Consider the following 14,614-nt stretch of genomic DNA (forward strand, 5'->3'; position numbering starts at 1 on the left):
CCTTCTCCGGCGAACGCCTGCAGCAGCCGGTCCCGACCTTCGCACTGGGCCGAGTGGAGCAGCGAACTCGTCGAACGGCGGTAGTTCGTTGACCGTTGTGCCCGAATCGACTTATGGTCTAGACCACATCTTCCCCGGATGTGCTCGTTCGTCCTCCCCTCCGGAACAACGCTGTTCCCCTTCGAGGAGCCGAAATGACCTGGAAACGAAAGCTCTTCGCGGCCGCTGCCGGAGCCCTGCTCGCGCCGGTGCTGGTCGTCGTCCTCCCCGCCACCTCCGCGAGCGCCCACGGTTACGTGTCCGATCCGCCCAGCCGGCAGGCCAACTGCGCGGCCGGGAAGGTCCCCAACTGCGGCAGCATCGTCTACGAGCCGCAGAGCGTCGAAGGACCGAAGGGGCTGCGCAGCTGCAACGGCGGGTTGTCGCAGTTCGCCGAGCTGACCGACGAGTCGAAGCCGTGGCCGGCCAAGTCGGTCGGCAGCACGGTGACGTTCAACTGGGTGTTCACCGCCCGGCACTCGACGTCGAACTACGAGTACTACGTCGGTGGCACCCGCGTCGCGGTGTTCAACGGCAACAACCAGCAGCCGCCGCCCACGCTGTCGCACACGGTGAACCTGGCCGGGTATTCGGGCCGGATCAAGGTGCTGGCGATCTGGAACATCTCGGACACGAGCAACGCGTTCTACAGCTGTGTCGACCTCCAGGTCGGCGGAGGCGGCACCCCACCGCCGACGACGACCACGCCGCCCCCGACCACCACAACCCCGCCGCCCACCACGACGACCACCAAGCCGCCGACGGGCGGAACCTGGTCGGCGGGAACGGCGTATAAGGCGGGCGACGTCGTGACGTACGGCGGCGCGACCTACCGCTGCCTCCAGCCGCACACGGCGATCGCGGGCTGGGAGCCGCCGAACACCCCGGCGCTCTGGCAGCGCCAGTGAGAGTGGTCTTGGCCGTCGTCGCGCTGCTCCTGACCAGCTGCGCGACGGCGGCCCCGCCCCAGCACAACGCGGCCGACGTGATGTTCCTGCAGATGCTGATTCCCCAGAACCAGCAGGGGATCGAGATCGTCCGCCTGGCGGCGGCCCGCCCGGTCCCGGCCGCGTTGAAGGAGCTGGCGGCAGCGATCGAGGTGACCCAGCAGACCGAGGTCGACGACATGCGCCGCTGGCTCCGCGAGTGGAACGAGCCGGAGACGGTGGCCCCGGAGGCCCACGCCGGCCACGGCGGAATGAAGATGACGTCACCGGACCTGGTGGGAGCCCTCCGAACGGCGGCCGACGCCGAGTTCACCCGCCGGTTCCTGGACGTCCTGACGGGACAGCAGCAGGCAGCGGTCGAGCTGGCCCAGACGGAGAACGGCCCGAACGGCGGAGTGAACGCCCAGGCCCGCGATTTGGCCCGCCGAGTGATCGAGTCCCGGACGGCCGAGGTGAAGCAGCTCCTGAACGTGAAGGCGTAGTCCCCGCGGCGCGGCCGCGAGCAGCCGGGAGGGACTGCTCGCGGCCCATCCCGGGACTTCGCAGCGAGTTGGCCACCCGCCGGCGGCGAAGTCGAACGCGCTCAGCAGCCGCCGAGCCGCGCGGCGGCGAAACCACCGCCGTCGGCGGCGCCCATCAGCCGCCGCTGGAAATCGACCCCTGCGGCCGCGGCCGGCCAGCGGGTGCCTGGGCCGAAAGCATCCCCAAGCGCGCGAAAGGCCTCCCCGGTTGCCCGGGGAGGCCTTTGTCGCGTTGAGGTCAGCGGCGCTTGGGGCGCCAGACCACCATTGCCGTCTGCTGGTTGAGGGGGACCAGGTCTCGGCGGTACGACGCGTGCGCCGCCGCTGTTGCCTGTTCTGCCGCGACGTAGGCCGCGGCCAGTTCCTCCGTCAGCTCGGTGATGCGGGCTCGGAGCGCGTCCACCTGGTTCTCCAGCTCGATGATGCGCTTGATGCCGGCCAGGTTCACGCCGTCCTCCTGCGAGAGGCGCTGGACCTCGCGCAGCAGTGCGATGTCCCGCATCGAGTAGCGCCGGCCGCCGCCGGGGGTGCGGCCGGGTGACACCAGGCCCTGCCGGTCGTACGTGCGCAACGTCTGCGCGTGCATCCCGGCGAGCTGGGCCGCCACCGAGATGACGAACACCGGGGTCTCTTCGTCCCCTTCCTGGGGAATCCCGCCGAACACCACTCTCACCTACCTTGCAGCAGCTCGGTGATCTCGGGCCGGGGGTCGTGCCCGGCCATCGCCTCGGCGTACGCCTGCAGTGCTTCGCGCGCCTTGTCGTCCAGTTTGGCGGGAATCGCCGCCTGGAGGGTGACGAGCAGGTCACCTTGCGAACCGTCGCGCTTGGCGATGCCCTTGCCGCGCACGCGCAGCACCCGTCCGCTCGCCGTGCCGGGCGGCACCTTGAGCGAGACCTTGCCTTCCAGCGTCGGCACCGTGATCGTGGTGCCGAGCGTCAGCTCCGTGAAGTCCACCGGCACGGTGATCGTCAGGTCGAGCCCCTTGCGCCCGAACAGCGCGTGCGGCGCCACGTGCACCCGGACGTACAGATCGCCCGCCTGCGCCCCGCCCCGGCCCGGCTCGCCCTGGCCGGCCAGCCGGATGCGCTGGTCGTCGTCGACGCCCGGCGGGATCCGGACGGTCAGCGTGCGCGTCCTCGTGCTGATGCCTTCGCCGCCGCACTCCGGGCACGGGTCGTCGATGATCGTCCCGCGGCCGCGGCAGTCGCGGCACGGCTCCGAGAACGCGAACGCGCCCTGGCTGCGGCTGACCAGCCCGGACCCGGAACAGGTCGGGCAGGTCCGCGGCGACGTCCCCGGCCGGGCACCGTTGCCGCTGCACGTTGCGCAGGTCGCCGGGCTCGACAGCCGCAGCGGCAGGGTCGCACCCTTGACCGCCTCGACGAAGTCGATCCGGACGTCCGTCTCGACGTCCGCGCCGCGCTGCGGCCGGTTGGCCGTCGCGCCCGCCGACGACCGGCCGCGGCCGAAGATCCCGCCCAGGATGTCGCCGAGCCCGCCGAAACCGCCCTGCTGACCGGCGCCGGCCTGGCCGAAGATGTCGCCCATGTCGAAGCTGCCGCCACCGCCGCCGCCGGGGAAGTTGAAGCCACCCCCGCCGCCGAACAGGCGCCGCGCCTCGTCGTACTCCTTGCGCTTGCTCGCGTCGGAGAGCACGCCGTAGGCCTCGGAGACCGCCTTGAACTTCTGCTCCGCCTGCGCGTTGCCGGCGTTCGCGTCCGGGTGGTTCTCCTTGGCCAGCTTCCGGTAGGCCTTCTTGATCTCGTCCGCGGTGGCGTCGGAGGAGACGCCCAGTTCACGGTAGAAGTCCTTACCGATCCATTCCCGTGCACTCATCGGGCGTCTCCTCCTCCCACTTGGTTCCTCTTACTGCTGCTGCTCATCGGCTCCGCCGTCGAGTGGCAGCTCGCCACCGACGGACGGGGCCGCACCGGGCTCGTGGTCGGTCACCCCGACCAGCGCGGCCCGCAGTACGCGGTCGCCGAAGCGGTACCCGCGGCGCATGACCACGGTGACCGTCGGGCCCGCCACGTCGGGCGAGGTGTTGTGCTGCACGGCCTCGTGCACGCTCGGGTCGAAGGGCTCGCCCTCGGCGCCGAACGACTCCAGGCCCGCGCGCTGAAGACCGCTGATCAGCTTGTCGCCGACCGCCTTGAACGCGCCGGTGAGGTCACCGTGCTGCTCGGCCCGCTCGAGGTCGTCGAGCAGCGGCAGCAGGTCGTTCACCACCGTCGCCTTCGCGCCGATGACGACCGCCTCGCGGTCACGCTCGACGCGCTTGCGGTAGTTGGCGTACTCGGCCTGCAGGCGCTGGAGGTCGGCGGTGCGCTCGGCCAGCTCCTTCTCCACGTCGGAGACGACCGACACCGAATCGTCCACAATGGACTCACCCAGCGAGGGGCCCGCGTGCTCCACGGGCGCCTCGTCGGGGTCCGGCGCCGCGTGGGCCGGACCGGGCGGACGGACCTGCCCGGTCTGGGGGTCCACCCGGCGACGGTCCCGCACGACCACCGGCTCCTCGGGGCCTCGGCCCTGGTTCTCGGATTCGTCGTAGCTGTGGGTCACTTCTTCGGGTCCTCTTCGACGATCTCGGCGTCCACCACGTCATCGGCCTTGGCCTGGCCACCGGCCGCACCGGCGTCCCCGGCCGCCCCCGCACCCGCGGCGCCTTCGGCACCCGGCTGAGCGGCGTTCGCGTTGGCGTTGGCGTACAGAGCGGTGCCCAACTCCTGCGAAGCGGCGTTCAGCTTCTCGATCGCCTCGCGGATCTTGGTCGAGTCCGTGCCCTTGAGCGACTCGTTGGCCTCGTCGATCGCGGACTTGACCTTGCCCTTGAGGTCCTCGGGCAGCTTGTCGTCGTTGTCCTTGACGAACTTCTCGGTCTGGTAGACCAGCGTCTCCGCCTGGTTGCGGGTTTCCGCTTCCTCGCGGCGCTTCTTGTCTTCCTCGGCGTGGGCCTCGGCGTCCTTGACCATGCGCTCGATGTCGTCCTTCGGCAGCGCGGAGCCACCGGTGATCGTCATCGACTGTTCCTTGTTCGTGCCCAGGTCCTTCGCGGTCACGTGCACGATGCCGTTGGCGTCGATGTCGAAGGTGACCTCGATCTGCGGCACGCCACGCGGGGCCGGCGGGAGACCGGTCAGTTCGAACATGCCGAGCTTCTTGTTGTGCGCGGCGATCTCGCGCTCACCCTGGAACACCTGGATCTGCACCGACGGCTGGTTGTCGTCCGCGGTGGAGAAGATCTCCGAGCGCTTGGTCGGGATCGTGGTGTTGCGCTCGATGAGCTTGGTGAAGACGCCACCCTTGGTCTCGATGCCCAGCGACAGCGGGGTCACGTCGAGCAGCAGGACGTCCTTGACCTCGCCCTTCAGCACACCGGCCTGCAGCGCCGCGCCGACCGCGACGACCTCGTCCGGGTTCACGCCCTTGTTCGGCTCGCGGCCGCCGGTCAGCTCCTTGACCAGCTCGGCGACGGCCGGCATGCGGGTGGAACCACCGACGAGCACGACGTGGTCGATGTCGCCGACGGAGATGCCCGCGTCCCGGATGACGTTGTTGAACGGCGCCTTGGTGCGGTCGAGCAGGTCCGAGGTGATCTTCTGGAACTCGGCGCGCGACAGCGTCTCGTCGAGGAACAGCGGGTTCTTGTCCGCGTCCACGGTGATGTACGGCAGGTTGATGCTGGCCGAGTTCGAGCTGGACAGCTCGATCTTCGCCTTCTCCGCCGCCTCGCGGATGCGCTGCAGCGCCATCTTGTCCTTGGTCAGGTCGATGCCGTTCGTGGCCTTGAACTTGTCGACCAGCCACTTGACGATGCGCTCGTCCCAGTCGTCACCACCGAGGTGGTTGTCACCGGAGGTGGCGCGGACCTCGACGACGCCCTCGCCGATCTCCAGCAGCGAGACGTCGAAGGTGCCACCACCGAGGTCGAAGACCAGGATGGTCTGCTCCTTCTCGCCCTTGTCCAGGCCGTACGCCAGCGCGGCGGCGGTCGGCTCGTTGACGATGCGGAGCACGTTCAGGCCCGCGATCTGGCCGGCTTCCTTGGTGGCCTGCCGCTGGGCGTCCTCGAAGTACGCCGGGACGGTGATGACCGCGTCGGTGATCGTCTCGCCCAGGTACGCCTCGGCGTCGCGCTTCAGCTTCATCAGCACGCGCGCGCTGATTTCCTGGGAGGTGTAGTTCTTCCCGTCGATCTCGGTCTTCCAGTCGGTGCCGATGTGCCGCTTCACGGACCGGATCGTCCGGTCGACGTTCGTGACGGCCTGGTTCTTCGCCGGCTGGCCGGTCAGCACTTCGCCGTTCTTGGCGAAGGCGACGATCGAAGGGGTGGTCCGGGAGCCTTCCGAGTTGGCGATGACCGTCGGCTCGCCGCCCTCAAGGACGGCGACGACCGAGTTGGTCGTGCCGAGGTCGATGCCGACCGCTCGCGCCATGGTGCTTCCTCCTGTGTACGGCTGCTATGTTCGTGACCTGCAGGTTCGTTCTCGCCTTGAGCGAGGCCCTGGCAAGTTTTATCGGGCCTTCGCGCACCCCGTCAAGCCGGACTTGAGTCGACTGCGCTCAACCTCTGTACCCAGCCTAACGAGGCGGCTCGGCTTCTTGTTCCCGGGTCCGGCGACCGAGTGTGCCCGGATCGGCTGTGACGCCGCTCACGTGAGCAGCTCACCGGCACACCGCTCCACGACCAGGGACGACCCCGTCGACCAGGTACGCCACCTCGCCGCCCGCGCGCACGCGGAGTTGAACAGCCCCGTGTGGCCGTCGTCGGTGCGCGTCAGCAGGGCCGCTCCCTCGATGCTCGCCGCCAGGCCGCGGGCCCAGGCCAGCGGCGTCGCCGGATCATGGGCGCCGCCCACGACCAGGATCGGCGGGGCGCCGCGTACCGGATGCGGCTGTGGTGGGTTATTCGCCGGGACCGGCCAGCCGGTGCACCCGCCGGCGAAGTCCCAATACTCCGAGTACCGCCAGCTGTGCGGGGCCGCCGCGCGGACCAGGCGGGCCGTCCACGCCATCTCCGACGGCCCGGTGAACGGCGACGGGAAGTCGTGGCAGCCGATCACCCGGTAGGCCGCGTAGCTCTCGGACCCGAACTGGTTCCGCCCGGTCAGCCCGCGCGCGTCCGGGAACTCCCCACCCGCGGCGGCCAGGTCCTTGCCCAGCGCAGGCCAATCGTCGCGCAGGTAGAGGTGGCCGTACACGCCCGCCGAGACCTCGTCGGCCGTCGCGGGACGGCCCAGGTCGCTCGACCAGATCCCGCCGCGCGCCGCCCTGGCCACGACGTCGTCGTAGAAGCGGAGGACGTCCTGGCCGTGCAAGGCGCAGCCGGCCGAAGCGCGGCACCAGTCCGCGAACCGGACCAGTGCGTCCTCAGTGGCCGCGGCCTCCTCGAGGATCGCCTGGGTCATCGGCCGCGCGTGGTCGATCGCGCCGTCGAGCACCATCGCCCGCACCCGGCCGGGGTGCTTCGACGCGTAGATCGTGCCCAGCTCGGTGCCGTAGGAGAGGCCCAGCCACGAGATCTCGGACTCGCCGAGCGCCGCCCGGATCGTCTCGATGTCCTCGGCCGCGCTTCGGCTGTCCACGTGCGCCAGCAGCGGCCCGGTGCGGGCCAGGCAGTCGGCGCCCGCCTTCCGGTTGTGCGCGACCAGCGCGTCGAACCCCGCCCGCGTCGACGGGAACCGGTCCAGCGCCGGGTCGAACAGCGTCGCCGCGTCGCAGGTGATGCGGGGCGTGCTGAACCAGTCGCCGCGCGGGTCGAACCCCACGACGTCGAAACGCTGCCGCAGCTGCGCGAGCTCCGGTGAGGCCAGCCCGCCGAACTGCGCGAACCCGACGCCGGAGCCGCCTGGCCCGCCCGGGTTCACCAGCAGCGAGCCGATCCGGTGGGACGGATCGCGCGCGGGCAGCCGGGCCAGCGCGAGCCGCGCCGGCCCCAGCTCCGGCCGCGCGCGGTCGATCGGCACCTCGATCGTCGCGCACTCGGCCGACGGCTCCTGCTGCGTGGCGCACGCCCGCCACGTCAAGACCGACGCCGAAGCGACGGCCGGTACCCCCGCCATGACCACGACCGCCGCGATGATCGCGGCGACCCGGCGCACGTCCATGATGTGTTTCCTCCCCTGCACGCCGGCCTTCGGCGTGCTTCCTTCCTAACAGCGACCCCCGACAGTTCAGGAGCGGCGGGCCGTCCAGGAGGAGAGGAAGAAATCGGGATTTCCTTGCCGCACAACGACTTCTGCTGGAGTACCGACCCAGGAAGTCACTCGATAGTGGGAATCCACGGTGACCGGCACCCCCTGCGCCGGCGTTTCCGGCGGCGCGTCCCGCGTGAAGCCCGCGAACCCGAACATCGCGAGTGCCCCCAGCAGCGCGGCCACCAGCACGCGCCGTTCGATCCTGCCCATCGGAAATGCCCCCGTAGTAAGGAAAAGGTCAGGCCGCGCGGACCGTGACGCTGCCGCTTTCGGTCGTCAGGTCCAGCAGGTGCCGAGCGGAACCGTCGACCTGGACGCCGATGTCGCGGTGCCCGCTGTCGCTGTCCCCCTGGACGCGGTACGGCCCGCCCGGCACCTTCAGGTCGATGCTGCCGCTCTCGGCGTGCACCTTGACGTCGTTCGCCTGCGCCAGCGTGAATTCGACGCTGCCGCTGGACGACGTCGCGTCGACCGGACCGCGCACGTCGTCGCCGGTGATGCTGCCGGACTCGCTCTGCAACCGGACGGCACCGACGTCCCGCAGGTCGATCGAACCGCTGTCCATCCGCAGCTGCACCGCGCCGGGGACGTCCTCGACGCGGGCGTGCCCGGAATCGACCTGAACGTCCACAGTCGACATCCCGGCGACGTCCAGCCCGCCGGAGTCGATGTTCCCCGTGACGGGCACCGCCTCGGGCACGACGACCTCGAAGTCGACCGTGCAGTTGGTCCCGCACGAACCGAGCACCAGCTGGTCGCCGTCGACGCGGTAGAAGGGCCCGGCCGGCTTGCTGCGCCAGTGGTAGCCCACCTCTTCGTGCACCGTGGCCGCCCCCGAACCGGTGCGGACCTTCACCGACCCCGAGTCGGCCTCCAGCTTCACGCTGCGGATGGTCTGCGAAAGGGTGTCGGTGTTTTCGAAGTCCGAACCCCAGCCCCACCCGAGCGCGGTCGCCAGGCCGACGCCGATCAGGACGATGCCTCCCAGAGCCAGAAGCGGGCGCGCCATGGTCGTTGGTCCCCTCAGTGTTGTTTCCCCTGCGTGAGAAACGTTATGACGGGGTGCGCGGGCGGTACATGGGGGTAACCCCCCGAAAGACCCTGAGATCCCGCCCTGAGGCGCAGGGGTGGTGTCCGGGGCCTAACCTGGCGCAAGTCTCCAGTTCCGTGATCAGGAGGATCCATGCCGCAAGCACCCGGCCCGTACGAATCCCTGCCCGACGTGCCGTCCTTCACCCTCCGCAGCAACGACGTCGCCGACGGCGAAACCCTGGCCACGCCGCACCTGTCCGGCATCTTCGGGGCCGGTGGCGAGGACCGGTCGCCGCACCTGGCGTGGGACGGCTTCCCGGCGGAGACCAAGAGCTTCGCGATCACCTGCTACGACCCGGACGCCCCGACCGGCAGCGGGTTCTGGCACTGGGCGGTGTTCAACGTCCCGGTTTCGGTGACGGAGCTGGCGTCCGGCGCGGGAGACGGCTCCGGCCTCCCCGAAGGCGCGGTGACGCTGAAGGGCGACGGCGGGGTCAAGCGGTTCCTCGGCGCCGCGCCCCCGCCCGGGCACGGCCCGCACCGCTACTACTTCGCCGTGCACGCCCTCGACCTGGACAAGCTGGACGTGCCGGACGACGCGACGCCGGCGTTCCTCGGCTTCAACATGTTCGGGCACACCCTGGCCCGCGCGGTGATCACGCCGGTCTACGAGAACAAGGGCTGAACTCCCCGGAGCGGGCCCGGCGCGGCGTCAGCCCACGAAGTTCGCCGCGTTGGGCCCCTCCCGCTCCAGGTAGTGCCCCTTGGTGTGCTCGGCGAAGCCGAACTGCCGGTACAGCCCGTGCGCGTCGGCGGTGTGGAGCATCCAGCGGAACTGCGCACCGGGGCCGTGGTCGATCATCTCCCGCACGATCTCCTTGCCGAGGCCGCTGCCGCGGGCGGAGCCGACGACGAAGACGTCGGCGAGGTACGCGGACGAGACGCCGTCGGAGAACGCGCGGGCGAACCCGACCATCGAGCCGCCGCGGTAGGCGCCGACGACCCGCCACGAGCCGTCGATCGCGGCTTCGACCTGCTCACGCGTGCGCCAGCGGCCCCAGTAGGCCTCGGTGGAGAGGAACTTCCACACCACGTCGAGGTCCAGCCGCGCGCGGTCGTCGTCGAGTTCGTAGTCGCCATAGGTCCGCATGATCCGAAACTAAGGCAGCCGTCAACGCGGTTTCAGCAGGTAGTCCACCACCGGGCGCAGTTCCTCGGCCGACGGCGGCTCGTCGTCGATCAGGCCCTGGATGAGCAGCCCGTCGATGCCCGCCAGGAACACCCGGAACGCCACTTCGTCGTCGTGCCGGACCATCGACGTCAGGACGTCCAGCCAGCGGCGCGCGGCCGGACGCAGCTCGGGCTTGCGCGCGGCCAGCAGGTACAGCTCGTACTCCGCCATCGTGCGCCCGCGCCGTGGCCCGAGCGCCTCGGCCAGCAGGGCCGCGACCTCCTCGGCGCCGCGCGACCCGCGGGAGCGCGCCCGGTCGATCATCCAGTAGACCTCGGTCGCCATGTCGCGGGCGCACGAGATGAGCGTCGCGACCAGCAGGTCGTCCAGCGACGAGAAGTGGTAGGTCGTGGACGTCGTGGGGACGCCGGCCTCGGCCGCGACCGTCCGGTGCGTGACGCCCGCGACGCCGTCGCGCTCGATGATCCGCAACGTGGCCTCGATGAGTTCGGTGCGCCGCTTCTCGCCCCGCGCCTTCCGGCCGTCGACTTGGAGCTTCACCATAGGGTGAAAACTACCTGAACGATCGTCCCAAAACAAAGAGCGACGTACACCACATCGGTGGGACTTAGGGCGCCTCAACGGGTTACTCATCAGTAAGGACGGTTAGTCTCCCGGCACCACCACAGTTTTTCCCGGACGAAAGGCACCCGAACGATGGGCGCTCTGCAACTGACGCTCGGCGGGATCTCCGTCGTGCTCGGCCTCGTCGCCTGGGGCATGTTCGCCGCGACCATCGCCCGTTTCGTACGGGTGATCCGCCTCGGCCAGCCCGACTCGACGCGCAACGGGCCGTTCATGCCGCGCATGAAGACGCTGATCAAGGAGTTCGCCGCGCACACGCGGATGAACCGGAAGCGCAGCGTCGGCCCCGCCCACTGGCTGGTGATGTGGGGCTTCCTGCTCGGCTCGCTCGCCCTGTTCGAGGCCTACGGCGAGGTCTTCGTCCCGACCTGGGGCTGGCCGGTCCTCGACGACTTCCCGCCGTTCCAGCTGCTCATGGAGCTGCTCGGGCTCGGCACGATCGTCGGCATCCTGGTGCTGATGGCGATCCGCCAGCGCAACCACCCGCGCCGCGCCGACCGCCAGTCGCGCTTCGCCGGCTCCAACTTCAAGTGGGCGTACTTCATCGAGGCCGTCGTCCTGATCGAGGGCATCGGCATCATCGGCGTCCGCGCCGCGAAGTCCGCGCTGAACACGCACGAGGGGCCGCTGTGGGCGTCCTTCGTCTCGAACCCGATCGGCCAGCTGCTGCCGGCCAGCCCGAACCTGGTCACGATCTTCGCGTTCGTCAAGCTGATGAGCGCCACGGTCTGGCTGATCGTCGTCGCGCGCACGATGACCATGGGCATCGCCTGGCACCGCTTCAGCGCGTTCTTCAACATCTACTTCAAGCGCGAGGCCGACGGCGGTGTCGCCCTCGGCGCGCTCAAGCCGATGATGAGCGGCGGCAAGGTCCTCGACCTCGAGGAAGCCGACCCCGACGAGGACACCTTCGGCGTCGGCAAGATCGAGGACTTCAGCTGGAAGGGCTGGCTGGACTTCTCGACGTGCACCGAGTGCGGCCGCTGCCAGGAGCAGTGCCCCGCGTGGAACACCGGCAAGCCGCTGTCGCCGAAGCTGGTCATCACGCAGCTGCGTGACCACGCCTACGCGAAGGCGCCGTACCTGCTGGCCGGCGGCAAGCGGGACATGGCGGGCGACGAAGTCGGCCTGTCCGGCGACAACATGTACGCGGGCATCGACGTCCTCGCGATCGCGGAGTCGCAGAAGGCGCTGATCGGCGACGACGGCGGCGTCATCGACCCCGACGTCCTGTGGTCCTGCACCAGCTGCGGCGCCTGCGTCGAGCAGTGCCCGGTCGACATCGAGCACGTCGACCACATCGTCGACATGCGCCGCTACCAGGTGATGATCGAGTCGTCGTTCCCCAGCGAGCTGAACGGCATGTTCAAGAACCTGGAGAACAAGGGCAACCCGTGGGGCCAGAACGCCAAGGACCGGCTGGCCTGGACCGAGGACCTCGACTTCGAGGTCCCGGTGTTCGACGGCGACCTCGGCGACGCCGAGTACCTGTTCTGGGTCGGCTGCGCCGGCGCGTTCGAGGACCGCGCGAAGAAGACGACGCGGGCGGTCGCGGAGCTGCTGCACATGGCGGGCGTCAAGTACACCGTGCTGGGCTCGGAGGAGTCCTGCACCGGTGACCCGGCCCGCCGCGCCGGCAACGAGTTCCTGTTCCAGATGCTGGCCCAGCAGAACGTCGAGGTGCTGAACTCGGTGTTCGAGGGCCGCGAGCGCAAGGCCCGCAAGGTCGTCGTGACCTGCGCGCACTGCTTCAACACGCTCGCCAACGAGTACCCGGAGCTGGGCGGCCAGTTCGACGTCGTGCACCACACCCAGCTGCTGAACCGCCTGGTCCGCGAGAAGCAGCTGGTGCCGGTGGCGCCGGTCGCCGAGGACGTCACCTACCACGACCCGTGCTACCTCGGCCGCCACAACAAGGTGTACGAGGCCCCGCGCGAGCTGGTCGGCGCCACCGGCGCGCAGCTGCGGGAGATGCCGCGGCACGGCGACAAGTCGATGTGCTGCGGCGCCGGCGGCGCGCGGATGTGGATGGAAGAGAAGATCGGCAAGCGGATCAACGTCGAGCGCGTCGACGAGGCGCTCGGCACCGCGCCGTCGAAGATCGCCACCGGCTGCCCGTTCTGCAAGGTGATGCTGAACGACGGCCTGACCGCGCGGCAGAGCGACGGCACGGCGAGCGAGAAGGTCGAGATCGTCGACGTCGCGCAGATGCTGCTGGAGTCGGTCAAGCGCAAGCCGGAACCGAAGCCGATCGCGCTCGGAGCGCCGTCACTCGCGGAGGAGTGACACATTTCCCGAGAACGCACGGCCCCGGTCAGCACGCCTGACCGGGGCCGTTTTCGTGATCGGAAAGATTGGTGCCCGGGTAGCCATTCCGCTACCCGTTGTCACAAGTTTGTCCTGTCCTTCAGGCCCGCTAGCTGGGATTTCGTCGCGGTAATCGTTTTCTTGAAAAATGTTCATGATAATCACCGCAATGGCCCATCGGGTTAAGGAGAAACAACGGCCTGAACCCTGGACAAGCGGCGTATCCTGGCCTTTCCTCGCCGCCGCCGTTGCCAGCGAGGGCACCATTGACGATCACGGAATCAGGGGGCGGCACGGATGGCCCAGGACCGGCGGACCACGACGACCGGCCGACACGCACTCCACCCCCCACCCGCCGAGCGGCCCGCGGCGGACTACGTCCCCATCCAGCGCACCCTCGTCCGCCCGTACGTCCTCACGCGCGGCCGGACGCAGTCGCGGCGGCACCTCGCGATCGAAGCGATGGTCTCGACGCGCGCCGGGGCGCACTGGGACGGCGCCCGGCTGACCGGGGAGTTCCGCTCGGTGCACTCGCTGTGCCTGCACCCGCGTTCGGTCGCCGAGGTCGCGGCCACGCTGAGCGTGCCCCTCGGCGTCGTGCGCGTCCTGCTGGACGACATGGCCGAGCAGGGCCTGGTCACCATCCACGACAGCCGGACCGGCGCCGACGGCCGGCCCGCGATGGCGCTCATGGAACGCGTTCTGAACGGCCTGCAGCGCCTCTGAGCACTACGCTCACCAGAGTGAGCGAGGAACCCGGGAACTCCGGCGGCGAAAGCACCCTGACCGTCCTGCTCGCCGGTGGGGTGAACCTGGCGATCGCCATCATGAAGCTGATCGCGGGCATCATCACCGGCTCGGGCGCGATGCTGTCCGAAGCGGCGCACTCGGTGGCCGACACGATCACCGAAGTCCTGCTGCTGACGGCGTTGAAGCGCTCGGAGCGGCCGGCCGACCGCGTGCACCCCTTCGGCTACGGCAAAGAGCGGTACTTCTGGTCGCTGCTCGCCGCTGTCTCGATTTTCGCCTCGGGTGCTATGTTCGCGCTCTACGAGGGCGTCTCGACGCTGTTCGGGCACGGCGAAGCGCAGAGCACGTCGTTGCTCAGCTACATCGTCCTGGCCGTGGCGTTCCTGCTCGAAGGCACGTCGTGGCTGCAAGCGGTGCGCCAGGTCGTCCGGGAGTCCCGGGCGGAGAACCGCTCGCTGTGGACGTACCTGCGGCTCATCGACGACCCGACGCCGAAGACCGTGCTGTTCGAGGACTCGGCGGCACTGGTCGGCCTGCTGCTCGCGTTCGGCGGCATCGGGCTGCACCAGCTCACCGGCTCCGAGGTCTGGGACGGCATCGCGTCGATCGCCATCGGCCTCCTGCTCGCCTGCGTCGCCTACCTGCTCGGCCGCACCAACCGCGGCCTGCTGGTCGGGCGCCAGGCCGACCCGAACATCGTCCGCGGCGTGCGCGACCACCTGACCGACGCGCCGGAGATCGAGGCCGTCGTCGACCTGCAGACCATGCTGATGGGGACCGACCAGGTGCTGGTCTGTACGCGCGTGGACTTCGACGACTCTCTGGGCGCCGCGGACCTCGAACGCGCGTGCGTCCGGCTCGCGTCGGAGCTGACGGAGAAGTTCCACGACGTCACCGAGGTGTTCATCGAGCCGGTGCCGCGGTCGGACCCGGAGCTGCGGGCGACGGTGCTGGCGCGCTACGGCGACATCGCCGAGCGGTGGAGCAAGCCGTGAGCGG

General features: G+C 69.8%; 15 protein-coding genes. 6 read left to right on the forward strand and 9 right to left on the reverse strand.

Going from position 1 to position 14,614, the window contains the following annotated elements; all coding sequences use genetic code 11:
* Positions 1-194: 194 nt before the first annotated feature.
* Together H5965_RS11465 and H5965_RS11470 are read left to right on the forward strand one after the other, a co-directional pair.
* Positions 195-947, forward strand: a complete 753-nt coding sequence (locus H5965_RS11465) for a lytic polysaccharide monooxygenase (RefSeq protein ID WP_310969578.1) — start codon at positions 195-197, stop codon at positions 945-947.
* On the forward strand, positions 944-1,468 hold the full coding sequence (locus tag H5965_RS11470; RefSeq protein ID WP_310969579.1) for a DUF305 domain-containing protein: 525 nt from the start codon (positions 944-946) through the stop codon (positions 1,466-1,468). The genes H5965_RS11465 and H5965_RS11470 overlap by 4 nt, the downstream gene beginning before the upstream one ends.
* 277 nt (positions 1,469-1,745) lie before the next feature.
* Here H5965_RS11470 and H5965_RS11475 read toward each other — a convergent pair whose 3' ends face one another.
* From H5965_RS11475 to H5965_RS11505, 7 genes are all read right to left on the reverse strand, one after another.
* Positions 1,746-2,171 carry a heat shock protein transcriptional repressor HspR gene (locus H5965_RS11475; RefSeq protein ID WP_310969698.1) on the reverse strand — a complete coding sequence of 142 codons (426 nt, stop codon included), beginning with the start codon at positions 2,169-2,171 and terminating at the stop codon, positions 1,746-1,748.
* Positions 2,172-2,176: 5 nt separating this feature from the next.
* Positions 2,177-3,346 (reverse strand): molecular chaperone DnaJ, encoded by a 1,170-nt coding sequence (gene dnaJ / locus H5965_RS11480; RefSeq protein WP_310969580.1) that lies wholly within the window; start codon positions 3,344-3,346, stop codon positions 2,177-2,179.
* Positions 3,347-3,376: 30 nt separating this feature from the next.
* A complete protein-coding gene (gene grpE, locus H5965_RS11485) occupies positions 3,377-4,075 on the reverse strand; it encodes a nucleotide exchange factor GrpE (protein WP_310969581.1) in 699 nt (232 codons plus the stop codon).
* Positions 4,072-5,949, reverse strand: a complete 1,878-nt coding sequence (dnaK, locus tag H5965_RS11490; RefSeq protein WP_310969582.1) for a molecular chaperone DnaK — start codon at positions 5,947-5,949, stop codon at positions 4,072-4,074. Before dnaK ends, grpE begins: the two co-directional genes overlap by 4 nt.
* A 216-nt stretch (positions 5,950-6,165) precedes the next feature.
* Positions 6,166-7,620 carry an alpha/beta hydrolase gene (locus H5965_RS11495; RefSeq protein WP_310969583.1) on the reverse strand — a complete coding sequence of 485 codons (1,455 nt, stop codon included), beginning with the start codon at positions 7,618-7,620 and terminating at the stop codon, positions 6,166-6,168.
* A 66-nt stretch (positions 7,621-7,686) separates the two neighbouring features.
* Positions 7,687-7,920, reverse strand: coding sequence for a hypothetical protein (locus H5965_RS11500; protein ID WP_310969584.1), 234 nt, complete (start codon positions 7,918-7,920; stop codon positions 7,687-7,689).
* A 28-nt stretch (positions 7,921-7,948) separates the two neighbouring features.
* A complete protein-coding gene (locus tag H5965_RS11505; RefSeq protein WP_310969585.1) occupies positions 7,949-8,719 on the reverse strand; it encodes a DUF4097 family beta strand repeat-containing protein in 771 nt (256 codons plus the stop codon).
* Positions 8,720-8,893: 174 nt separating this feature from the next.
* On the opposite strand from H5965_RS11505, the gene H5965_RS11510 reads away from it, so the two are divergent.
* Entirely contained in the window at positions 8,894-9,427 is a 534-nt protein-coding gene (locus H5965_RS11510) for a YbhB/YbcL family Raf kinase inhibitor-like protein (protein WP_310969586.1), read from the forward strand.
* A gap of 27 nt (positions 9,428-9,454) precedes the next feature.
* On the opposite strand, the gene H5965_RS11515 is transcribed toward H5965_RS11510, so the two are convergent.
* Together H5965_RS11515 and H5965_RS11520 are read right to left on the reverse strand one after the other, a co-directional pair.
* Positions 9,455-9,892 carry a GNAT family N-acetyltransferase gene (locus tag H5965_RS11515; RefSeq protein ID WP_310969587.1) on the reverse strand — a complete coding sequence of 146 codons (438 nt, stop codon included), beginning with the start codon at positions 9,890-9,892 and terminating at the stop codon, positions 9,455-9,457.
* A gap of 21 nt (positions 9,893-9,913) precedes the next feature.
* A complete protein-coding gene (locus H5965_RS11520; protein WP_167384557.1) occupies positions 9,914-10,474 on the reverse strand; it encodes a TetR/AcrR family transcriptional regulator in 561 nt (186 codons plus the stop codon).
* 156 nt (positions 10,475-10,630) lie between these two features.
* On the opposite strand from H5965_RS11520, the gene H5965_RS11525 reads away from it, so the two are divergent.
* From H5965_RS11525 to H5965_RS11535, 3 genes are all read left to right on the forward strand, one after another.
* Positions 10,631-12,844, forward strand: coding sequence for a (Fe-S)-binding protein (locus tag H5965_RS11525; protein WP_310969588.1), 2,214 nt, complete (start codon positions 10,631-10,633; stop codon positions 12,842-12,844).
* 318 nt (positions 12,845-13,162) lie between these two features.
* Complete coding sequence (locus tag H5965_RS11530; RefSeq protein ID WP_310969589.1) at positions 13,163-13,591, forward strand: DUF742 domain-containing protein; 429 nt, start codon at positions 13,163-13,165, stop codon at positions 13,589-13,591.
* 17 nt (positions 13,592-13,608) lie between these two features.
* Positions 13,609-14,610, forward strand: a complete 1,002-nt coding sequence (locus H5965_RS11535; RefSeq protein WP_310969590.1) for a cation diffusion facilitator family transporter — start codon at positions 13,609-13,611, stop codon at positions 14,608-14,610.
* Positions 14,611-14,614: the final 4 nt, after the last annotated feature.

It is taken from the genome of Amycolatopsis sp. 505 (assembly GCF_031625235.1).
Classification (GTDB): Bacteria; Actinomycetota; Actinomycetes; order Mycobacteriales; family Pseudonocardiaceae; genus Amycolatopsis.